The following is a 21109-nucleotide window of genomic DNA, read 5'->3' as shown; positions in this document are numbered from 1 at the left end:
TCTGCTGCGCCGCGGAATCGGCATGACTTCCCAGCGGACCCGGGAACGGCTGATCCAGCGTCTGTGCGAGGAGGGCGTGTCGAACACCAAGGTGCTCGACGCGATCCGTCGCACGCCGCGCCATCTGTTCGTCGACGAGGCCCTGGCCCATCGCGCGTATGAAGACACCGCGCTGCCAATCGGCCATAACCAGACCATCTCCCAGCCGTTCATGGTGGCCCACATGAGTGAGCTGCTGCTCGAAGCCGGCCCGTTGGACAAGGTGCTGGAGATTGGTACGGGATCAGGTTACCAGACGGCGATCCTGGCCCAGTTGGTCGAACGGGTTTTCTCGGTGGAGCGGATCAAGGTCCTGCAGGACCGGGCCAAGGAACGCCTGGTCGAGCTCAACCTGCGCAACGTGGTGTTTCGCTGGGGCGATGGCTGCGATGGCTGGCAGGCCTTGGCACCTTACAATGGCATCATCGTCACCGCGGTAGCACCTGAAGTCCCGCAGGCGCTGCTCGACCAACTGGCCCCAGGCGGGCGCATGGTGATTCCCGTGGGGGCGGCGGGCGAGGTGCAGCAACTGATGTTGATCGTCCGTGAGGAACACGGTTTCTCCCGGCGTGTGCTGGGCGCCGTGCGCTTCGTGCCGTTGCTCAACGGCCCGCTGGCCTGAGCCGTACGGAATATTTGCGCAGACGCAGAATTCTTGCGGCAAGGCCCTGTCTATCTGCGGTGCGGCCGAGTTGTTCTCAGGCTGCGCCGAGCTCTCCCAAGGCGGACGGGCTCAGTTATAATTGCAACAATATTGCATTTCTTATCGTCATATCGTTTTGGGCACCATGAGGGGAGCGCGGGTGGGTCACACAGTCGTTCAGCAGCGCAGGGATCGGTCGGGTTTGAAGCTTCTGGTGATCGCACTGGCCATGGGCAGCCTGCTGACCGGCTGCTCCAGCACCGGCTCGAGCGGCGCGCGGGTAGTCGACCGTAATACCACGGCGCCCAAGCGGCCAGCGGTGACCTCGGGTCAGTACATCGTCAAGCCCGGCGATACGCTGTTTTCCATCGCCTTCCGCTACGGCTGGGACTACAAGGAGCTGGCGGCGCGCAACGGCATCTCGGCCCCCTATACCATTCGTCCCGGCCAGGCGATACGTTTCAGCAGCGGTTCCAGCAGCACTACCACCGTGGTCTCCAGCCCATCGTCTTCGAGCAGGACAACGGTCACCCGCCGCCCGGTCACCAGCACGGTCACGACGCCCGCCAGCAATCGCAAACCGGCGACTTCGACGCCGGCGACCCCGGCACCGGTGGTCACTACCGTGCCTGCCGCCGAGCGTGCCGTGGGTGGTTGGACCTGGCCGGCGAACGGCGTCCTGATTGGAAAATTCGCTTCAAACGGTAGTTTGAATAAAGGCATTGATATCGCCGGTGATTTGGGACAGCCTGTTTTTGCTGCAGCTGATGGTTCGGTGGTCTACGCCGGCAGTGGCTTGAGGGGCTACGGCGAGCTGATCATCATCAAGCACAGTGATACCTACGTCAGTGCCTACGGCCATAACCGCAGGCTTTTGGTTCGGGAGGGGCAGCAGGTCAAGGCAGGGCAGTCGATTGCTGAAATGGGGTCCACGGGCACTGATCGGGTGAAGCTGCATTTCGAGATTCGCCGCCAGGGCAAACCCGTCGATCCGCTCCAATTCCTGCCACGCCGTTGATCGTTGTACCCGGCCTGTTCCTATGATGTAGAGGGGACAGGCTCCAGCGCTGCCAGGGAAACAGGTGCCGCTTGAGTCTGAGTTCGAACTCAGCAAAGGACTATAACAATGGCTCTCAATAAAGAAGCGCCGGAGTTTGACATCGACGATGACGTCCTCCTGATGGAGACGGGTATCGTTTTGGAAACGGATGTGGTGTCAGACGAACCTGCTGTACCTTCGGTTCGGACGAGGGCCAAGTCAGGCTCTACGCTCAAGCAACACAAGTATATCGATTACAGCCGGGCGCTCGATGCCACCCAGCTGTATCTCAACGAGATTGGATTCTCGCCTCTGCTGTCGCCGGAAGAGGAAGTGCACTTTGCGCGCTTGTCGCAAAAGGGCGATCCCGCTGGCCGTAAACGCATGATCGAAAGCAACCTGCGCCTGGTTGTGAAAATCGCGCGTCGTTATGTAAATCGCGGATTGTCGTTGCTCGACCTGATCGAGGAGGGCAACCTGGGGCTGATCCGCGCCGTCGAGAAGTTCGACCCGGAACGCGGTTTCCGCTTCTCGACCTATGCGACCTGGTGGATTCGCCAGACCATCGAGCGGGCAATCATGAACCAGACCCGCACCATTCGCCTGCCGATCCACGTGGTCAAGGAGCTGAACGTCTACCTGCGTGCCGCGCGGGAACTGACCCAGAAGCTTGACCATGAACCGTCGCCTGAAGAAATCGCCACCCTGCTCGAGAAGCCGGTCACCGAGGTCAAGCGCATGCTTGGTCTCAACGAACGGGTTTCGTCGGTGGATGTTTCCCTGGGCCCGGATTCGGACAAGACGCTGCTCGATACCCTCACCGACGATCGGCCAACCGATCCGTGCGAGCTGCTGCAAGACGACGACCTGTCGCAGAGTATCGACCAGTGGCTGGGCGAGCTGACTGACAAGCAGCGTGAGGTGGTGGTGCGCCGCTTTGGTCTGCGTGGCCATGAGAGCAGTACGCTGGAGGATGTTGGCCTGGAGATTGGCCTGACCCGCGAGCGGGTGCGTCAGATTCAGGTGGAGGGGCTCAAGCGGCTGCGCGAGATCCTCGAGAAGAACGGCCTGTCCAGCGAGTCGTTGTTCCAGTAACCAAGGCTGCAATGCAAAACGCCCCGATGACCTCGGGGCGTTTTTGTTTGCTTCATCGGCGTGCAGCATACCGCCGGCCAGCTGCGGCCCAGCAGGAGCCGGCTCAGCACCGATTGCCGGGCCGCGAAGCCCCAGCGCCACTATGTAAAGCGCTACCCCTGTAGCATCGTGTGTAAGCCTTTGCTTACTTGTTTTGTAAGCTTTCTACGGAAGTTCCAGTAAAAATTCTTCCGTTGCAGCACAAGACTTTTTCTAACTATTTGAAAAATATAGCTTATTTGGTTGTGAGGAAGTGTGTCCCCTGCAACATCTTGTGAGGTCTCGCAGTTGCCTGCTTGGCGCAAGTCGCTAGTATTCGAACTGTGCACACGGACATGCACAGGCTTTCAGGATGAAAGCCAAGGACATCGCAAGACGCGATTTCATCAGGACGATGTTTGGGACAAGCAGGGACTACGGAAAAAATGTGGGCGGGTCAAACCGCCCCTTTTTTTGCCCGCTGAACATGAAAAAAGGCCCTTTCGGGCCTTTTTCGTTGCTGGTCGCGATCAACGCTCCAAGTCGGCGATCTTGCCGGTTTTGCCATCCCACTCTTCAGCGTCCGGCAGGGCGTCCTTACGCTCGGTGATGTTTGGCCAGATCTCTGCCAGCTCGGCGTTCAGCTCGATGAAGTTCTCCATGCCCGCTGGAACCTCGTCTTCCGAGAAGATTGCTTGTGCCGGGCACTCTGGTTCACACAGGGCGCAGTCGATGCACTCGTCCGGGTGAATGACCAGGAAGTTCGGGCCTTCGTAGAAGCAGTCCACCGGACAGACTTCCACGCAGTCGGTGTATTTGCATTTGATGCAGTTGTCGGTGACGACGAAGGTCATTTCTAGTTCTCTCCTCAGGCGACGGCGGCGGCCCTTCCTCTCGGGGCCGCGCGGTTTGCGGGTGGTTGGCTGCAGGCCAGGCTAATAACCTGCAGCGCCAGCAAACCGCGGCGGATTCTACCAGCTTGTAGTGGGCGCCGTTATAACAGGTTCTTTAGTTGATATAGCGTTTCGATAGCTTGGCGAGGGGTCATCTCGTCCAGATCCAGCTTGCCCAGCTTCTCGATGGCCGGGTGTGGCAGGCTGGCGAATAGATCGCTTTGGTGGGGCACGTGCGGCTCGTCCTTGGCTTTATTCACCACCGGTGGCTCGTGCGGCAGGCTGGCGGTTTCCAGGCGCCCCAGGTGTTCGCGGGCGCGCTGGATGACCGGGCCAGGTACGCCGGCCAGTTGCGCTACGGCCAGACCGTAGCTCTGGCTGGCGGGGCCTGGCAACACGTGGTGCAGGAAGACGATGCGTTCGTTGTGCTCGGTCGCGTTCAGGTGCACGTTGGCCACCAGCGGTTCGCTTTCCGGCAGTACGGTCAATTCGAAGTAGTGCGTGGCGAACAGGGTGTAGGCGCGCAGTTGAGCCAGGCGCTCGGCAGCAGCCCAGGCCAGCGACAGTCCGTCGAAGGTGCTGGTGCCACGGCCGACCTCGTCCATCAGCACCAGGCTGCGGTCGGTGGCGTTGTGCAGGATGTTGGCCGTTTCGCTCATCTCGACCATGAAGGTCGACCGGCCACCCGCCAGGTCATCGCTGGAGCCGATACGGGTGAAAATACGATCGACAAGCGACAACTCGCAACGCGCCGCTGGCACGAAACTGCCAATGTGTGCCATCAGCACGATTAGCGCGGTCTGGCGCATGTAGGTGGATTTACCACCCATGTTCGGGCCGGTGATGATCAGCATGCGAGTGCTGTTGTCCAGGCTCAGGTCATTGGCCACGAACGGCGTGGTCAGTACCTGCTCGACCACTGGGTGACGGCCCTGTTCGATGCGCAGGCAAGGCTCGTCGACGAAGCTTGGGCAGTTGAGATCTAGGTTCAGCGCACGTTCGGCGAGGTTGCTCAGCACATCCAGTTCGGCCAGCGCCGCGGCGCTGTCCTGCAGTGGAGCAAGATGGCCGATCAGCGTTTCCAGCAGGGCGTCGTAGAGCATCTTCTCGCGGGCCAGGGCGCGGCTCTTGGCCGACAACGCCTTGTCCTCGAAGGCCTTGAGTTCCGGGGTGATGAAGCGCTCGGCACCCTTTAGGGTCTGGCGCCGGATGTAATCGCCCGGCGCTTGTTCGGCCTGCTTGGTCGGCAACTCGATGTAATAGCCATGCACGCGGTTGTAGCCGACCTTCAGGTTGGCAAGGCCGGTGCGTGCTTTCTCGCGGGCTTCCAGGTCGATGAGGAACTGGCCGGCGTTCTCGCTCATCGCCAGCAGCTCGTCCAGCTCGTTGTCATAGCCGGCTTTGAGCACGCCGCCGTCGCGGATCACCGCCGGCGGGTTGTCGATGATCGCACGTTCCAGCAGGCTGGCCAGCTCCGGATAGGTACCGGTAATGGCCGCCAGGCGCGCCAGATGCGGCGCCTCCAGCTCGGCCATGGCGTTCTGCAGTTCCGGCAGGGCGCCGAGGGCATCGCGAAGACGTGCCAGGTCGCGGGGGCGGGCATTACGCAGACCAATACGGGCGAGGATCCGCTCGATATCGCCAATTTCCTTCAACTGCGGCTGGAGTTTTTCGAAACGATAGCCGTCGAGCAGGCAACGGATCGAATCCTGGCGCGCCTGCAGCACCTTGAGGTCGCGCAGCGGCCGGTTCAGCCAGCGGGTCAGCAGGCGGCTGGCCATGGCGGTCTGGCAGCGATCGATTACCGATTGCAGGGTATTGTCACGGCCACCCGCCAGGTTGATGTCCAGCTCCAGGTTACGGCGGCTGGCGCCGTCGAGGATCACCGTGTCGTCCATGCGTTCGTGGCGCAGGCTACGCAGGTGGGGCAGGGTGGTGCGCTGGGTTTCCTTGGCGTAAGTCAACAGGCAGCCGGCGGCACCGATGGCCAGGGTCAGTTTGTCGCAACCGAAACCCTTGAGGTCCTTGGTCGCGAACTGCTGGCACAGGCTCTTGCGTGCCGATTCCCGGTCGAAGTCCCACGGCGCACGACGTCGGGCACCTGGTCGCTTCTCTGCCGGCAGGCCCTGGGGCCAGTCGTCTGGAATCAACAGCTCCACCGGGTTGATGCGTTCGAGCTCGGCAAGCAGGTTCTCCCAGCCTTTGATCTCCTGCACGGTGAAGTTGCCACTGGTGATGTCCAGCACCGCCAGGCCGAACAGGCGCTCGTCACCCAGCAGGGCGGCGATCAGGTTGTCGCGGCGCTCATCGAGCAATGCCTCGTCACTGACCGTGCCGGGGGTGATGATGCGCACCACCTGGCGCTCGACCGGGCCCTTGCTGGTGGCCGGGTCGCCGATCTGCTCGCAGATCACTACCGATTCGCCGAGCTTGACCAGCTTGGCTAGATAGCCCTCTACCGAATGGAAGGGAATTCCGCACATGGGGATCGACTGGCCGGCGGACTGGCCGCGGGCGGTCAGGGTGATATCCAGCAGTTTCGCGGCTTTTTTCGCATCTTCATAGAAGATCTCGTAAAAGTCGCCCATGCGGTAGAACATCAGCTGGTCCGGGTGCTGGTTCTTCAGCTTCCAGTACTGCTGCATCATCGGTGTGTGTGCGGAAAGATCAGACATTCAGGGCCTTACAGCGGGTGATCTGGTTGGCGATTGTGAAACGGGCAATGGTACAGGCTTTTTCATCGAGATGCAGGCGGGCCCTGATGTCAGCCGAAGTGGTGGGGTCCCGTTTGGCGCGCGCGGGTGCTAGGGTTGTGGTCTGTCTTGTCGAGGAACCCTTCATGGATCCCATCACCACGCTTTCCACACGCCTGGGCGAGCACCTGCGACGTATAGGCGCGCAGGTCACGACGGCCGAGTCCTGTACCGGCGGCGGTATTGCCGAAGCCATTACCCGGGTGCCGGGCAGTTCGAGCTGGTTCGAGGCGGGCTATGTGACCTACTCCAATGCCCAGAAGACGCGTCAACTGGGGGTGCCCGCCGCCCTGTTCACCACGGTTGGCGCCGTCAGCCAGGAAGTGGTCGAGGCTATGGTTCGGGGTGCGCAGGCGGCCAGCGGGGCGCGCTTCGCCGTCGCGGTCAGCGGCGTGGCCGGGCCCGATGGGGGTTCGGCGGCCAAACCGGTGGGTACCGTATGGCTGGCGTGGGCCGATGGCGTCCATGTGCACAGTGAGCGCAGGCACTTTGATGGTGACCGCGAAGCGGTGCGCCGACAGACGGTGATCGCCGCGTTAGACGGCTTGTTACAGCTTGGCAGCGTTTAAATCGACGACAGGGGTTTGCTCAAACGAATCCCTGTGGAATAATACTGGCTACTTATACAGTTATTCGGGCCATCAGGGCCGGTCGATCACGTGAGGATTTCAATGGACGACAACAAGAAGCGCGCCTTGGCTGCGGCCCTGGGTCAAATCGAACGCCAATTCGGCAAAGGTGCCGTCATGCGCATGGGCGACCATGAGCGTCAGGCCATCCCCGCTATCTCCACCGGCTCCCTGGGCCTGGACATCGCCCTTGGCATCGGCGGTCTGCCGAAAGGTCGTATCGTCGAAATCTACGGTCCGGAATCGTCGGGTAAGACGACCCTGACTCTGTCGGTTATCGCCGAAGCCCAGAAGAACGGCGCCACCTGCGCCTTCGTCGACGCCGAACACGCCCTCGACCCTGAGTACGCCGGCAAGCTGGGCGTCAACGTCGACGACCTCCTGGTCTCGCAGCCAGACACCGGTGAACAAGCGCTGGAAATCACCGACATGCTGGTGCGCTCCAATGCCGTTGACGTGATCATCGTCGACTCCGTTGCAGCCCTGGTACCCAAGGCTGAAATCGAAGGCGAAATGGGTGACATGCACGTGGGCCTGCAAGCCCGCCTGATGTCCCAGGCCCTGCGTAAGATCACCGGTAACATCAAGAACGCCAACTGCCTGGTTATCTTCATCAACCAGATCCGTATGAAGATCGGTGTGATGTTCGGTAGCCCTGAAACCACCACCGGTGGTAACGCGCTGAAGTTCTATGCTTCTGTGCGTCTGGACATCCGCCGTACCGGCGCTGTCAAGGAAGGCGACGAAGTGGTCGGCAGCGAAACCCGCGTCAAGATCGTCAAGAACAAGGTCTCTCCTCCGTTCCGCCAGGCCGAGTTCCAGATTCTTTACGGCAAGGGTATCTACCGCAACGGTGAAATCATTGACCTGGGTGTTTCCCAAGGCCTGGTGGAAAAATCCGGTGCGTGGTACAGCTACCAGGGCAACAAGATTGGCCAGGGCAAGGCTAACGCCGCCAAGTTCCTGCAAGAGAACCCGGCCGTTGGCGCCGAGATCGAGAAGCAAATTCGCGAAAAACTGCTGAACGCAGGTGCTGTTGCTGCAGCAGGCAAGGCCGCTGCTGCCGAGGCTGACGCCGACGATATGGCCGACGCCGACGCCGGTTACTGATTGGCCCTATGTCCGCCGTACTCGACACCCCCGTCGCCGTTCGGCGGACAGCCATGGACCTGCTTGCACGCCGCGAGCATGGTCGAGTCGAGCTGACGCGCAAGCTGCGTCAGCGCGGCGCGCCGGAGGAGCTGATTCAACCTGAGCTCGACCGGCTTGCAGAAGAGGGGCTGCTCAGCGAAGCCCGCTACCTTGAAAGCTTCATCCGCTACCGTTCCAACTCCGGTTATGGCCCCGCACGTATTCGTGAGGAATTGGGCCAGCGTGGGCTGGACCGCAATGACGTCGACCAGGCACTACGTGACAGCGAGGTGAACTGGGCAGAGCGACTACAGGATGTCTGGCAACGCAAGTTCGCCGGGCAGCGTCCGCATGACCCCCGCAGCCGTGCCCAGCAGACCCGATTCCTTGCCTACCGAGGTTTCTCCATGGAGATGATCGGCCGCCTGCTTAGCGGCCGTGACCTCGATGATTACTGAGTAAAGGCCTGGCAATCGTAGGCGGCGGCTTGCTGGCATGCCCCCTCAAAAAAGCGTTCAGCTCACCTTCAAGGCCTCCCTGGCCCGCTGAGTCGTATGCATCGGCTCAGGTTTGGCCCAGTTTTCCGGCAGATTGATGAAGTCAACCAGTTCGCGCAGGCGCCCTTGGTCACGGCCATTGAAGGCAAAGCTCAGTCGCGTCAAATGGCTGAATTTGCCCAGCTCGTGCTCGGCACCACTGTCGGGTTGCTGGTGATACTTGCCGCTCAGGCGCAGGTCGGCGAAGCCCTCCTGGATGTCATACAGCGCTGCATCGCTCAGCGGATGATGCATACGAATCACGAACTGGTTCTTAAGCCAGCGGCTGGAGTGGTAGTTGCTGTAGAACTGGTTGATTTCCTCCACGGCTTCATCAGCAGAGTGCACGAGGCGAAGCAGTTTCAGGTCACTGGGCAAGATGTAGCGGTTCTCTTCCAACTGGCGGGTGAAGAAGTCCAGGGCATCTTGCCAGAAACTTCCACCGGGTGAGTCGAGCAACACTACTGGAACCAACGGGCTCTTGCCGGTCTGGATCAAGGTCAGCACTTCCAGTGCCTCATCCAGCGTGCCGAAGCCACCAGGGCACAGAACCAGGGCGTCGGCCTCCTTGACGAAAAACAGTTTTCGAATGAAGAAGAAGTGGAACGGCAGTAGCTTGTCGGTGCCGCCCACCGTGGCATTGGCGTGTTGCTCGAACGGCAGGGTGATGTTGAAGCCCAGGCTGTGCTCGCTGCCTGCACCCTCGTGCGCGGCGGCCATGATGCCACCCCCGGCACCGGTGATGACCATCATGTCGGAGCGCGCCACCGTTGCGCCCAGCTCGCGAGCCAAGGCGTACATCGGGTGCTCCAGCGGCGTACGGGCCGAGCCGAACACTGTTACCTTTCTGCGGCCCTTGTAGCGTTGGAGCGTACGGAACGAGTGATCCAGTTCGCGCAGTGCTTGCAGGGTGATCTTGGCGCTCCAGCGATCGGTGTCATCGTGGGCCATACGCAAAACGGTCAACATCATGTCGCGATACAAGGGCAGGTTGGGGCTGTCGGGAGCGACCAGTTGCAGTTGTTCGTCGATCTTGTTCAGGTCGATGCCGCTGTCCCTGAAGTGGTTGAACAAAAGCTCATTCGGTTGGTAAGGCATTCAACGTCTCCTTCTGCAGCAAAACCCCTGACCGGGCCGATGGAGTGGCTCGGCCGCGACACTGCGTGTGTCGCTGGCTGCTGTGGCTCGAGTGTGCATACCGAGCATTGCAGTAGGCCTTCAAGGCCCTGATGCAGTGGCAATCAATCCATCTTCTTTGATTTCAGGATCCTCGCTATCAATCTAGACCCTTGCGCATGATCGTGCCGCAGGGAGCGAAGTCGCCGCTCGTCGGCACATGGCCCATGGCGGTGCGGGTTTGGTTAACTGGGAAAGCGAATCGTGTCGATGCAGGAGGTGGCGGTATGCATCGCTTGGTCATCGAGGTGGACTCCCAGCTCTACCAACAACTGGAAAGTGCGGCGCATGATCACCACGTAAGCCTGGAGACCGAGTGCCGTCGCAGGCTGGCGACATTGGAGTGCCAGTCACGCTACCTGCAGGCGCTGCTGGCCGAGATGCGCGCCGAGGATGAGCCGCAGCGCGCGCGGAACGAGCAGGTGCTCTGATTACTTCTTCTTGTTGCCGGCAGTGCAGCTGGCGGCGTCGAACGCTTGGTCCATCACCGGCTGATTGGTCTTGTAGACCGTGAAGCGATAGACCATCACCGCGCCTTTGGACATCAAATTGCGGTAACCGCTGTTGCGGCACACGCTGTCGCCCAGCTGGCTGCGCACCTGTGCCGGGTTTTCCTGCATGCGTGCAGCGTGGCTGGCACGCACGCTCAAGTGGTTGATCAGGGCTTTGCCTTCGACGGTGTAACCCTGGTCGAGGATGTCTTCGTTGATGGCGCGTGGGGTGCCGACGCTGCTTTCCTTGGCGACCTTCTGCAGCAGCTTGTTCAGCTCGAACTCCTGCTTGGACGCCGCCTGGGCAGCCAGGGGCAGGGTGAGCAACAGGCTCAAGGTCGGGACGATAAGACGCAGCATGAATCTCTCCTGGTTCGATGACTGGCGCTTTGACCTGCGCCGGCAGTTGGCGTTCCCTGCCCATCCGCGTCATGGCGGATAACAGTGGGGCACCCAAAGGCCGATTATAAGGGAGCGACCGGCACGCCTGCACGGCAAATGGCAACCGCTCTGGTAGACTGGCGTTTTGTATTCGCCGAGTCATCGCAGTGACCCTTTCCAACCTCTCCCAAGGCCTGCCCGCATGAACCATGCGGTCGCGCGCCTGCGTGCCGAGCGCCTGGCGCGCAGCAACAAACCCTTCATTGCCCGTGGGTCGCGTGCCGAACGTTGCCCCGACTGCCGGGTGATCGCCACTCATTGCCTGTGCGCCTGGAAGCCCCGAGTCCAGGCGGATTCCGGTGTCTGCCTGCTGATGCACGATACCGAGCCACTGAAGCCGACCAATACCGGTTGGTTGATCGCTGACCTGATCGAGGACACCGCTGCCTTCGGCTGGTTGCGCACCTCGGTGGATGAGCGCTTGTTGGCATTGCTCGAGGATCCGCAATGGCAGCCCTACATCGTGTTTCCTGGCGAATTCGTTGCCCAGGAGCGCGTGGTCAGCCAGGTCGTACGGGAACCGGGCAAGCGCCCACTGTTCATTCTGCTCGATGCGACTTGGACCGAAGCACGCAAGATGTTTCGCAAGAGTCCCTATCTTGATCGTTTCCCGGTGCTGAGCTTGCAAGCCGAGCAGATGTCGCGTTACCGCCTGCGCCGTTCCAAGCGCGATGATCATTTCTGCACTGCGGAAGTCGCGGCCATGTGCCTGGACCTGGCCGGTGACAGCCGGGCCTCGCAGGCGCTGGATGCCTACCTGGATGTGTTCAGCCTGCACTACTTGAGTGGCAAGCGTCGCCTGCCGCTGGATGAGCAGGATGACATTCATCAACGTTTGCATACCTTCCTATAGTCCAAGGGGCAACAACACCCCGATGGTTCATAATGACGGAGCTGGCAGCCAGGGTGGGCGAGGCGGCAGGGTGATCGGCTTGACCGCCCCCGACCGTGCTCGGCATCCTTGGCGCCGATTCCCCGCCGGGCGCTCCCTTCCCCCGCATGCGCCTGGCACAGAACAGGATCCATAGATCGATGGCCACATACGAAATCCTGATTGCCGATGACCACCCGCTGTTTCGCAGCGCATTGCGCCAGGCGGTAACCTTGGGCCTGGGCCCGGACGTACGCCTGGTCGAAGTGGCGAGCATCGCGGAACTGGAAACCCGCCTCGGCGAAAAGGCCGACTGGGACCTGGTCCTGCTCGACCTGAACATGCCAGGTGCTTACGGCTTCTCCGGTCTGGTGCTGCTGCGCGGCCAGTATCCGCAAATTCCAGTGGTGATGGTCTCGGCCCAGGAAGAGGCGGCTGTTGTGGTCAAGTCCCGCGAATTTGGCGCCAGCGGTTTCATTCCCAAGTCCAGCGGGCTGGAAGTGATCCAGGATGCCGTGAGGAAAGTGCTCGACGGCGATGTCTGGTGGCCGCCCCAGGCCTTCGAGAAGGTCGACGTTTCCGCCGAGGCCAAGGCGGCCAGTGAAGGTTTGGCCAGCCTGACGCCGCAGCAGTTCCGGGTGTTGACCATGGTCTGTGAAGGGTTGCTGAACAAGCAGATTGCCTACGAACTGAATGTGTCCGAAGCGACCATCAAGGCCCATGTCACGGCGATCTTCCGTAAACTGGGCGTGCGTACTCGCACCCAGGCTGCCTTGCTGCTGCAACAACTGGAATCAGTTGCGGCCAGTTGACGGTTTGCTGCTTCACGCTTTTTTGACTTGCGCTGGTCTAGTCTGCCGGCCTTTTAACGGTGAAGTCACACCTATGTCGCCATTCAAAGGCCAGACAGGCCTCAAACGTATCGTCAATGCCGCCGGCTACTCCCTCGATGGCCTGCGCACGGCTTTCAAGGGCGAGGCGGCGTTTCGCCAACTGGTGCTGCTCAACGTCCTGCTGATTCCGACCGCCTTCTGGCTGCCTGTCAGCCGAGCGGAGCGGGCGATCATGATCGCGGTCTGCCTGCTGGGCCTGATCGTCGAGTTGTTCAACTCGGCGGTGGAGGCGGCGATCGACCGCATCTCGCTGGAGCGTCATCCCTTGTCGAAGAACGCCAAGGACATGGGCAGTGCCGCGCAGTTGGTAGCGCTGACCATGGTGGCGCTGGTCTGGGGTGTGATTCTGCTTTAAGCGATCGGCGGCAGCACGATTTCGTCGCTGCGAGTGAAGCCTGCGGTGAAGTTGCGGCACAGTTCGAGAAACTCGCGCATGGCCGAGGTCTGGTATTTCTGTTTGTGCCAGATGAAGTAGAACTGGCGCATCAGGTCGAGCTCGGGGGTTTCCACCGGTACCAGGCTGCCGCGCCGGAAAGCATCGCGCAACGCCAGGCGTGAGATACAGCCGATACCCAGCCCCGATTCCACGGCGCGCTTGATCGCTTCGGTGTGCTCCAGCTCAAGGCGAATGTTCAAGTTGGCGCGGTGGTGGCGCATGGCCTGGTCGAACGTCAGGCGAGTGCCTGAGCCTTGTTCGCGCAGGATCCAGGCTTCCTGGGAGAGCGTCTGGACGTCCGCCCGGCCGAGTTTGGCCAGCGGATGCTGCGGGGCACAGAACACCACCAGTTCATCCTCGACCCAAGGTTGAACCTCCAGGTCTGGGTGATTGCAGTCGCCTTCGATTAGACCCAGGTCAATCTCGTAGTGGGCAACCTGTTGCACGATATGCGCAGTGTTCTGCACATGCAGCTTCACCTGGCTCTCGGGGTGCACCTGCATGAAGCTGCCGATCAGCAGGGTCGCCAGGTAGTTGCCGATGGTGAGCGTAGCGCCAACAGCCAGTGAGCCGAAACCGGACTTGCCGTTGAGCAGGTCTTCGATTTCCTTGGCCTGGTCGAGCAGGGCGACGGCCTGGGGCAAGAGCTGGTGCCCCAGGGCATTGAGGCTCAGGCGCTTGCCGGCCCGGTCGAACAGCTGGCAGCTGGATTGACGCTCCAGTTCAGTGATCGAGGTGCTGGCCGCCGATTGCGACAGCGCAAGCACGCTGGCAGCGCGCGACACGCTTTGGTGCTGAGCGACGGCGACGAAGACCTGCAGCTGACGGAGTGTGAATCGCATATCTATATAACCGATAACACATATCTTGATAATTCAGTTAACAGATATTGTCGCTGCCCCTAAACTATCGCGCAACTGCGCGTTTTACGCGCTGCGTCTTTCTTCAGGAGCCCCATAAATGAGCAACATGAACCACGAACGTGTCCTCAGTGTGCACCACTGGAACGACACCCTGTTCAGCTTCAAGTGCACCCGTGACCCGGGCCTGCGCTTCGAGAACGGTCAGTTCGTGATGATCGGCCTGCAACAGGACAATGGCCGTCCGCTCATGCGCGCCTATTCCATCGCTTCGCCGAACTGGGAAGAGCACTTGGAGTTCTTCAGCATCAAGGTGCCGGATGGTCCGTTGACCTCCCAGCTGCAGCACCTGAAGGAAGGCGACGAGATCATCATCAGCAAGAAGCCCACCGGCACCCTGGTACTCGACGACCTGAACCCAGGCAAGCACCTGTACCTGCTGAGCACCGGCACTGGTCTGGCGCCGTTCATGAGCGTCATCCAGGACCCGGAAACCTACGAGCGCTTCGAGAAGGTCATCCTGGTCCATGGCGTGCGTTACGTGAACGAAGTGGCCTACCGCGAGTTCATCACCGAGCACCTGCCGCAGAACGAGTTCTTCGGTGAAGCGGTCCGTGACAAGCTGATCTACTACCCGACCGTTACCCGTGAGCCGTTCGAGAACCAGGGCCGCCTGACCGACCTTATGCGCAGCGGCAAGCTGTTCAGCGACATCGGTCTGCCACCGATCAACCCGCAGGACGACCGCGCCATGATCTGCGGCAGCCCAAGCATGCTCGACGAGACCAGCGAGGTCCTGGACAGCTTCGGCCTGAAGATCTCCCCGCGTATGCGTGAGCCGGGTGACTACCTGATCGAGCGTGCATTCGTCGAGAAGTAAGGCGGACGCTGGAACGCAAAAACGCAGGCCTTGGCCTGCGTTTTTTTATACCTGAGGTTTTTGTGCTGACATTATCGGCCCTATCGTCGGCAAGCCTGCTACAGGTGCACGGCAAGCAGGTCACTGGGCCTGATCAGGTACGACCTCCAGCACCCGAATCCTATCCGGCTGCGGATACTGCCACCTGACCTGCACATCCCAGAACTTCACCCCGTAAATCCGCTCCGACGGCGGTACCTGATAGGCCGGCCGTGGGTCTTGGCCCAGGCACTGTTCGATCAGCTCGATCAGCGGCTCACCCAAGCGCAAGGCGTGATTCCGGGCCTGCAGCAAGGCGTTGTCGGACCATTGCACGGCAATGGCTTCTGGCGCGTCGCCAGCCATGTGGTTGTGGGCTTCGGCAATGCTGTCGGCATACGGTACATAGGGCTTGATATCCAGCACCGGTGTGCCGTCGAGCAGGTCGATCCCCGATAACAGCAGACGCCCAGGCTCCACGGCTTCCAGGCGAACCACCGACTGGCCGATGCCATTGGGCCGGTGGGTGGCGCGGGTGGCAAATACCCCCACGCTTTTGTTACCGCCCAGACGCGGTGGGCGCACCTTTAGGCGGGGCTTGTCCTCCAGCGCTTGGTGAAACAGAAACAGCAGCCACACATGGCTGACCTGTTCCAGGCCAGCTACCGCCTCGCCCTGGTCGAACGGCGGCAACAACTCCAGCACGCCCCGCGCGGCGGGTGCCAAGCGAGGCTGACGGGGGATGGCGAACTTTTCCTTGAAGCAGGAGTGGACGATGCCGATAGGTGAGACCGTATGCTGCATGGCCAATCAGCCGCGCACGCGCAAGGTCAGGCCCTTGAGGAAGTTGCGCAGCAACTGGTCGCCGCAAGGGCGGTAGTTGTCATGGCCGACCTTGCGGAACAGGGCACTGAGCTCGGGTTTGGAAACAGGGAAGTTGACCGATTTGAGTATCGCGTGCAGGTCATCTTCCTTGAGCTCGAAGGCCACCCGTAGCTTCTTTAGAATGGTGTTGTTGGTCACCGGCAGCTCGACGGGCAGCGGCGGGCGGCTGTCGTCCTTGCCACGGCGGTAGATCACCAGTCCGTCGAGGAAATGCGCCATGACGCGCTCGGGGCAACGTACGAAGCCTGCCTCGTCTTCTTTCTTCAGGTAAGTGGCGAGCACCACCGGGTGCACTTCGAGCCCGGACAGCCCGATGATCTCGGCCATCTTGGCGTCGTTCACCTTGAGCATGTAGCGCAGGCTGCGCAAGACGTCGTTGTGGTTCATTGTCGCTAAATCCTGTTCAAAGCCACGCCAAGGGCGTGGCGCTTTGCTTAGAAACGTTCGGTGCTGGCCAGGTAGCGCCATTGGCCCAGCGCCAGCTTGCCCATGGATACACCGCCCACGCGAATGCGGCGCATGCCGAGCAACTCCAGGCGCAGGTAGGCGCACAGTTCGGCGATCTGGCCAGGTTGCGGGTTCTTCAGGGCCATGCGCAGGTGGGTCTCGTTCTGCCAGCTGGCCTTGGCCCTGGGCAGTTCCCGGTCATTGCGGGTGGCGCCACGGGCCAGGCGTTCCAGTGCCTGGGGCGTGGTCTGGCCGCGCACTTCGATGATGTACTCTTGCTCCATGCGGCGCAGGTCGGCGTCGATCTTGCGGGTCACCCGCCAGTCCTGGGTGAATACCTGCAAGCCACTGGCGCCGCGCTCGAGCGGCGCGATACAGGACAGCCGGGCAAAGTGCCCGTGCAAAGGTCGCACGCCTTCGCGGTGGGCTTCGCTGAGGTTGCCCATGTTGATGCTCGCACGAGCGGTCTCGCTATCCAGGGTGGCCGGCTGGTTCATCAGCAGTGTCACCGGCTCCAGCGTCTCGGCCCGCGCGCCTGGCAGCAGTTCGATGCGCTGGCTGTCGACCTTGAACTGAGGCTGCTCGACCACCACGCCATCGACCGTGACCCAGCCACCTTCGATGTACAGCTCGGCTTCGCGGCGTGAGCAGCCGAGTTGCTCGATCAGGCGTTTGGACAGGCGGACGGGTTCAGACATGGCTGTAATTCGCAAAAACGGGGAAAGGCGACCATTGTACCTGCCTGCGCACTCCAGATGATGGGAATCTATGTCAATTCCGCCATTTCGGAAGCGTCGCACGCTCTGGTTGTCTTGTGTCCTAGGATGCGGTGCGAATCAGCTTCATGTGCAGCAGCGGGTAGGGCTGCCCCAGTCCGTCGGTTTCCGAGCGACCGACTACTTCGAACCCCTCATGCAGGTAGAAGCCCAGTGCCTGAGGGTTCTGCTCGTTGACATCCAGGCGTTCGGCATTCAGTTCTTCGATGGCGTAGTGCAGCAGCCGCTTGCCTACGCCGATGCCGCGACTTTCCGGGGCGACGAAGAGCATATCGACCTGGCCATTGGACACGCCGGCAAAGCCCAGGATACGCTGCCGGCGGTCTTTGCAGCAGATCAGCATCACGGCATCGAGGTAGCGACGCAGGACGTGCTCACGCAACAGCAGGATGTAGGATTCGGGCAAAAAATCGTGGGTGGCGCGCACAGATGCTTCCCAGACCCGGACCAGCTCGGGGTAGTCGCTCAAGTGCGGTGTGTGTAGCGTCATTGCCGGTGGCATCGCGGGGATCCTCAAGGTCCATTGAGATCACCATAGATGCAAAAAAATACCCCGCCAGTTGGCGGGGTATTTTTCGGTGCATTGCCTTAGAGGGGCTCTGCCCACATGTCGTATTCGTCGGCGTCTACCACACGGCAACGAACCTTGTCGCCCGGCTTGAAGCCGTGGTCGCCATCGATGAACACGCTGCCGTCGATTTCCGGAGCATCGAAGAAGCTGCGGCCGACCGAGCCTTGTTCTTCGACTTCATCGATCAGCACGTCGATTTCCTTGCCGATGCGCAGTTGCAGACGAGCCGCACTGATCGCCTGCTGGTGAGCCATGAAGCGGTCCCAGCGCTCTTGCTTGACGTCGTCAGGCACTTCTTCGAGGCCCAAATCGTTGGCCGGAGCGCCTTCGACAGGCGAGTACTGGAAGCAGCCGACGCGGTCGAGTTGAGCTTCGGTCAGCCAGTCCAGCAGGTATTGGAAGTCCTCTTCGGTCTCGCCTGGGAAGCCGACGATGAAGGTCGAGCGGATCACCAGTTCGGGGCATTGCTCGCGCCAGCTCTTGATGCGCGCCAGGGTGCGGTCTTCGAAGGCCGGGCGCTTCATCGACTTGAGCACCTTGGGGCTGGCGTGCTGGAACGGGATGTCCAGGTACGGCAGGATCTTGCCAGCGGCCATCAGTGGGATGACATCGTCGACGTTCGGGTAGGGGTACACGTAGTGCAGGCGCACCCAGGCGCCCAGGCTGCTCAGGGCCTCGCACAGCTCGAGCATGCGGGTCTTGACCGGGCGACCGTTCCAGAAATCGGTCTTGTACTTGACGTCGACGCCGTAGGCGCTGGTGTCCTGGGAGATGACCAGGATTTCCTTGACGCCCGCCTTGACCAGGCGCTCGGCCTCGCTCAGCACCTCACCCACCGGGCGGCTGACCAGCTTGCCGCGCATCGATGGAATGATGCAGAAACTGCAGCTGTGGTTGCAGCCTTCGGAAATCTTCAGGTAGGCATAGTGACGTGGGGTCAGCTTGACCCCTTGCGGCGGTACCAGGTCGATCAGCGGGTTGTGGTCCTGGCGTGGTGGTACCACTTCATGCACGGCATTGACCACCTGCTCGTACTGCTGCGGACCGGTGACCGACAGCACGCTCGGGTGCACATCGCGGATGTTGCCTTCTTCGACGCCCATGCAGCCGGTGACGATGACCTTGCCGTTTTCCTTGATCGCTTCGCCGATCACTTCAAGCGACTCGGCCTTGGCGCTGTCGATGAAGCCGCAGGTGTTGACCACCACGACGTCGGCGTCCTCGTAGGTGGGCACGACTTCATAACCTTCCATGCGCAGCTGGGTCAGGATGCGCTCGGAATCGACCAGGGCCTTGGGGCAACCCAGGGAAACAAAGCCGACCTTCGGCGTGGCGGGAGTGGTGGACATGGCTAACCTCGGTATTGAAACAGGCCACCCCGGCCTCTGGCGGGGCGATCCAGGCGGGCGTTTTTGGCGCCTCTGATCAAAAAGTGCGCAATTCTAGCGAGCGCGAGGTCGCTTGACCAGCAGAAATACGACGAACGCTGCGCTATGCTTCGCGCCGTTGCGTCCGGGTCTGTGCAGGGCCCAGGCGTGGGAGTGAATTCTATTGGCCTTCGGGGCCGTCTGCGGGAGTGGTCGATGGTTCAGGCAAGCAGTCACGCCGAGGGCGGGCACGGCGAGAAACAGGGCGCGGCTCGGTCGCTGGGCCTGCTCGTGGCAGCTGTTGGGGTGGTCTATGGCGATATCGGCACCAGCCCTTTGTACACACTCAAGGAAGTCTTCTCCGGGGGGTATGGAGTGCCGGTCAATCACGATGGGGTGCTGGGCATCCTGTCGCTGATTCTGTGGTCGCTGCTATGGGTGGTGTCGTTCAAATATGTGATGTTCATCCTGCGTGCCGATAACCAGGGGGAGGGCGGCACCATGGCCCTGACGGCGCTGGCGCGGCGGGCCACGGCGGCCTATCCGCGGTTGCGCACGCTGATGGTGGTCAGTGGCCTGATCGGGGCTTCGCTGTTCTATGGCGACAGCATGATCACTCCGGCAGTGTCGGTCCTGTCGGCGGTCGAAGGCATGGGCCTGGCGTTCGAAGGCATCGACCACTGGGTAGTGCCGATTTCGCTGGTGGTACTGGTGGCGCTGTTCCTGGTGCAGAAGCATGGCACCGACAAGATCGGCAAGCTGTTCGGTCCGATCATGGTGACCTGGTTCGTGGTGCTGGGAACGCTGGGGATTTATGGCATCTCGCAAAGCCCTGAGGTGCTCAAGGCGGTCAATCCGGGCTGGGCGGTGAACTTCTTCATCGTGCACCCGGGCATGGGGGTCGCCATTCTCGGCGCGGTCGTGCTGGCACTGACCGGGGCCGAGGCACTGTATGCCGACATGGGGCATTTCGGCCGCAAGCCGATCGCCCGCGCCTGGTTCGCTTTGGTCTTGCCAGGCTTGGTGCTCAACTACTTTGGCCAGGGCGCCATTTTGCTGCAGAACCCCGAGGCCGCGCGCAACCCGTTCTATCTGTTGGCGCCAGGCTGGGCGCTGCTGCCTTTGGTCGGGCTTGCGACCTTGGCGACTGTGATCGCCTCGCAAGCGGTGATTTCCGGAGCCTTCTCCCTGACGCGCCAGGCGATCCAGCTGGGCTATATCCCGCGCATGCAGATCCAGCATACGTCCAGTCACGAGCAGGGGCAGATCTACATCGGTGCGGTCAACTGGACGCTGATGGCCGGCGTGGTAATGCTGGTGATCGGTTTCGAATCCTCTGGCGCCCTGGCTGCAGCCTACGGTGTGGCGGTGACGGGCACCATGCTGATGACCACGATTTTGGTGTCGGCCGTGATGCTGCTGCTTTGGAAGTGGCCGCCGGTGCTGGCCGTGCCGATTCTGCTGGGCTTCCTATTGGTGGATGGGCTGTTCTTCGCCGCCAACGTGCCGAAGATCGTCCAGGGCGGTGCGTTCCCGGTGCTGGCGGGCGGGGTGTTGTACCTGCTCATGAGCACCTGGAAGCGTGGCAAGCAGATTCTGGTGGACCGTATCGACGAAGGCGGCTTGCCGCTGCCGGTGTTCATCAGCAGCATCCGCGTGCAGCCGCCGCACCGCGTCGAGGGCACCGCGGTGTTCCTGACGGCGCGGCCTGATGCAGTGCCTCATGCCTTGTTGCACAACATGCTGCACAACCAGGTGCTGCACAGCCAGGTGGTGCTGCTGACCGTGGTCAGCGAAGACCGGCCAAGGGTGCCGGAGCAGGAGCGTTTCGAGGTGGAGGCCTACGGCGATGGGTTCTTCCGCGTGTTGCTGCACTTTGGCTTCATGGACGAGCCCGACGTGCCTGAAGCGCTGAAGCTGTGCCATCTGGATGAGCTGGATTTCAGCCCGATGCGCACGACGTACTTCCTCAGCCGTGAAACGGTCATCGCTTCGCGCCTGGAAGGGATGTCGCGCTGGCGGGGCAACCTGTTCGCGTTCTTGCTGAAGAATGCCAACGGCAACCTGCGATTCTTCAACCTGCCGTTGAACCGGGTGATCGAGTTGGGGACTCAAGTCGAGATCTGACGCGCATCGCGGCCTTGCGTAGCAGCCCCCCTGGATGCAGGGAGGCTGTGATCCGGGGCCGCTTTGCGGCCCATTCGCGACACAAGGCCGCTCC

General features: G+C 61.4%; 22 protein-coding genes. 12 read left to right on the top strand and 10 right to left on the bottom strand.

Annotated elements, in window-relative coordinates; all coding sequences use genetic code 11:
• Window positions 1-22 precede the first annotated feature (22 nt).
• The 3 genes from P3R38_RS19060 to rpoS all read left to right on the top strand — a co-directional run bounded on the left by P3R38_RS19060 (window position 23) and on the right by rpoS (window position 2816).
• Window positions 23-661, top strand: a complete 639-nt coding sequence (locus P3R38_RS19060) for a protein-L-isoaspartate(D-aspartate) O-methyltransferase (RefSeq protein WP_277687232.1) — start codon at window positions 23-25, stop codon at window positions 659-661.
• Between the two features lie 181 nt (window positions 662-842).
• Entirely contained in the window at window positions 843-1700 is an 858-nt protein-coding gene (locus P3R38_RS19055; RefSeq protein ID WP_104881352.1) for a peptidoglycan DD-metalloendopeptidase family protein, read from the top strand.
• 108 nt (window positions 1701-1808) lie between these two features.
• Window positions 1809-2816 (top strand): RNA polymerase sigma factor RpoS, encoded by a 1008-nt coding sequence (gene rpoS, locus P3R38_RS19050; protein ID WP_023381945.1) that lies wholly within the window; start codon window positions 1809-1811, stop codon window positions 2814-2816.
• 548 nt (window positions 2817-3364) lie between these two features.
• Here rpoS and fdxA read toward each other — a convergent pair.
• Both fdxA and mutS read right to left on the bottom strand, forming a co-directional pair.
• Window positions 3365-3688, bottom strand: coding sequence for a ferredoxin FdxA (fdxA, locus tag P3R38_RS19045; RefSeq protein WP_004375459.1), 324 nt, complete (start codon window positions 3686-3688; stop codon window positions 3365-3367).
• A 140-nt stretch (window positions 3689-3828) separates the two neighbouring features.
• The gene (mutS, locus tag P3R38_RS19040) at window positions 3829-6402 is read right to left on the bottom strand and encodes a DNA mismatch repair protein MutS (protein ID WP_023381944.1); all 2574 of its coding nucleotides are present in this window, start codon (window positions 6400-6402) and stop codon (window positions 3829-3831) included.
• Window positions 6403-6566: 164 nt separating this feature from the next.
• Here mutS and P3R38_RS19035 point away from each other — a divergent pair, with 164 nt between their 5' ends.
• The 3 genes from P3R38_RS19035 to recX all read left to right on the top strand — a co-directional run bounded on the left by P3R38_RS19035 (window position 6567) and on the right by recX (window position 8698).
• Window positions 6567-7049 carry a CinA family protein gene (locus P3R38_RS19035; RefSeq protein WP_023381943.1) on the top strand — a complete coding sequence of 161 codons (483 nt, stop codon included), beginning with the start codon at window positions 6567-6569 and terminating at the stop codon, window positions 7047-7049.
• 102 nt (window positions 7050-7151) lie between these two features.
• A complete protein-coding gene (gene recA / locus P3R38_RS19030) occupies window positions 7152-8219 on the top strand; it encodes a recombinase RecA (RefSeq protein WP_023381942.1) in 1068 nt (355 codons plus the stop codon).
• Between the two features lie 8 nt (window positions 8220-8227).
• Complete coding sequence (gene recX, locus P3R38_RS19025; protein WP_023381941.1) at window positions 8228-8698, top strand: recombination regulator RecX; 471 nt, start codon at window positions 8228-8230, stop codon at window positions 8696-8698.
• A gap of 57 nt (window positions 8699-8755) precedes the next feature.
• Here recX and P3R38_RS19020 read toward each other — a convergent pair whose 3' ends face one another.
• Window positions 8756-9874 (bottom strand): LOG family protein, encoded by a 1119-nt coding sequence (locus P3R38_RS19020; RefSeq protein ID WP_023381940.1) that lies wholly within the window; start codon window positions 9872-9874, stop codon window positions 8756-8758.
• Between the two features lie 305 nt (window positions 9875-10179).
• Between P3R38_RS19020 and P3R38_RS19015 the strand changes: the two genes are divergently transcribed.
• On the top strand, window positions 10180-10383 hold the full coding sequence (locus P3R38_RS19015) for a hypothetical protein (RefSeq protein WP_023381939.1): 204 nt from the start codon (window positions 10180-10182) through the stop codon (window positions 10381-10383).
• Here the strand turns inward: P3R38_RS19015 and P3R38_RS19010 are convergent, their stop codons facing one another.
• Window positions 10384-10803, bottom strand: coding sequence for a quorum-sensing-regulated virulence factor family protein (locus tag P3R38_RS19010; protein WP_023381938.1), 420 nt, complete (start codon window positions 10801-10803; stop codon window positions 10384-10386).
• A 223-nt stretch (window positions 10804-11026) separates the two neighbouring features.
• Here P3R38_RS19010 and P3R38_RS19005 point away from each other — a divergent pair, with 223 nt between their 5' ends.
• The 3 genes from P3R38_RS19005 (at window position 11027) to P3R38_RS18995 (ending at window position 13003) form a co-directional block, all read left to right on the top strand.
• The gene (locus tag P3R38_RS19005; RefSeq protein ID WP_023381937.1) at window positions 11027-11737 is read left to right on the top strand and encodes a tRNA-uridine aminocarboxypropyltransferase; all 711 of its coding nucleotides are present in this window, start codon (window positions 11027-11029) and stop codon (window positions 11735-11737) included.
• Window positions 11738-11916: 179 nt separating this feature from the next.
• Window positions 11917-12567: a response regulator transcription factor ErdR gene (gene erdR / locus P3R38_RS19000; protein ID WP_023381936.1), complete on the top strand. Its 651-nt coding sequence runs from the start codon at window positions 11917-11919 to the stop codon at window positions 12565-12567.
• Window positions 12568-12640: 73 nt separating this feature from the next.
• Window positions 12641-13003 (top strand): diacylglycerol kinase, encoded by a 363-nt coding sequence (locus tag P3R38_RS18995; RefSeq protein ID WP_104881353.1) that lies wholly within the window; start codon window positions 12641-12643, stop codon window positions 13001-13003.
• Here the strand turns inward: P3R38_RS18995 and finR are convergent.
• Window positions 13000-13926 (bottom strand): LysR family transcriptional regulator FinR, encoded by a 927-nt coding sequence (gene finR / locus P3R38_RS18990; protein ID WP_023381934.1) that lies wholly within the window; start codon window positions 13924-13926, stop codon window positions 13000-13002. The two genes, P3R38_RS18995 and finR, sit on opposite strands and share 4 nt — an antisense overlap.
• 118 nt (window positions 13927-14044) lie before the next feature.
• Here finR and fpr point away from each other — a divergent pair, with 118 nt between their 5' ends.
• Window positions 14045-14824 carry a ferredoxin-NADP reductase gene (gene fpr / locus P3R38_RS18985; RefSeq protein ID WP_023381933.1) on the top strand — a complete coding sequence of 260 codons (780 nt, stop codon included), beginning with the start codon at window positions 14045-14047 and terminating at the stop codon, window positions 14822-14824.
• Window positions 14825-14944: 120 nt separating this feature from the next.
• Here the strand turns inward: fpr and tsaA are convergent, their stop codons facing one another.
• From tsaA to rimO, 5 genes are all read right to left on the bottom strand, one after another.
• Complete coding sequence (tsaA, locus tag P3R38_RS18980) at window positions 14945-15646, bottom strand: tRNA (N6-threonylcarbamoyladenosine(37)-N6)-methyltransferase TrmO (protein ID WP_277686505.1); 702 nt, start codon at window positions 15644-15646, stop codon at window positions 14945-14947.
• A gap of 6 nt (window positions 15647-15652) precedes the next feature.
• A complete protein-coding gene (locus tag P3R38_RS18975) occupies window positions 15653-16114 on the bottom strand; it encodes a DUF1456 family protein (protein ID WP_027907394.1) in 462 nt (153 codons plus the stop codon).
• A gap of 47 nt (window positions 16115-16161) precedes the next feature.
• Entirely contained in the window at window positions 16162-16872 is a 711-nt protein-coding gene (locus P3R38_RS18970; RefSeq protein ID WP_023381930.1) for an rRNA pseudouridine synthase, read from the bottom strand.
• Between the two features lie 121 nt (window positions 16873-16993).
• Window positions 16994-17452 (bottom strand): GNAT family N-acetyltransferase, encoded by a 459-nt coding sequence (locus P3R38_RS18965; protein ID WP_023381929.1) that lies wholly within the window; start codon window positions 17450-17452, stop codon window positions 16994-16996.
• Between the two features lie 86 nt (window positions 17453-17538).
• On the bottom strand, window positions 17539-18870 hold the full coding sequence (rimO, locus tag P3R38_RS18960) for a 30S ribosomal protein S12 methylthiotransferase RimO (protein WP_023381928.1): 1332 nt from the start codon (window positions 18868-18870) through the stop codon (window positions 17539-17541).
• A gap of 234 nt (window positions 18871-19104) precedes the next feature.
• Here rimO and P3R38_RS18955 point away from each other — a divergent pair, with 234 nt between their 5' ends.
• Window positions 19105-21015 (top strand): potassium transporter Kup, encoded by a 1911-nt coding sequence (locus tag P3R38_RS18955; RefSeq protein ID WP_104881355.1) that lies wholly within the window; start codon window positions 19105-19107, stop codon window positions 21013-21015.
• The last annotated feature ends 94 nt before the right edge of the window (window positions 21016-21109 follow it).

The organism is Pseudomonas sp. NyZ480 (genome assembly GCF_029537255.1).
GTDB classification, from domain to species: Bacteria; Pseudomonadota; Gammaproteobacteria; order Pseudomonadales; family Pseudomonadaceae; genus Aquipseudomonas; species Aquipseudomonas taiwanensis.
This window is presented reverse-complemented; position numbering and strand designations above follow the sequence as displayed.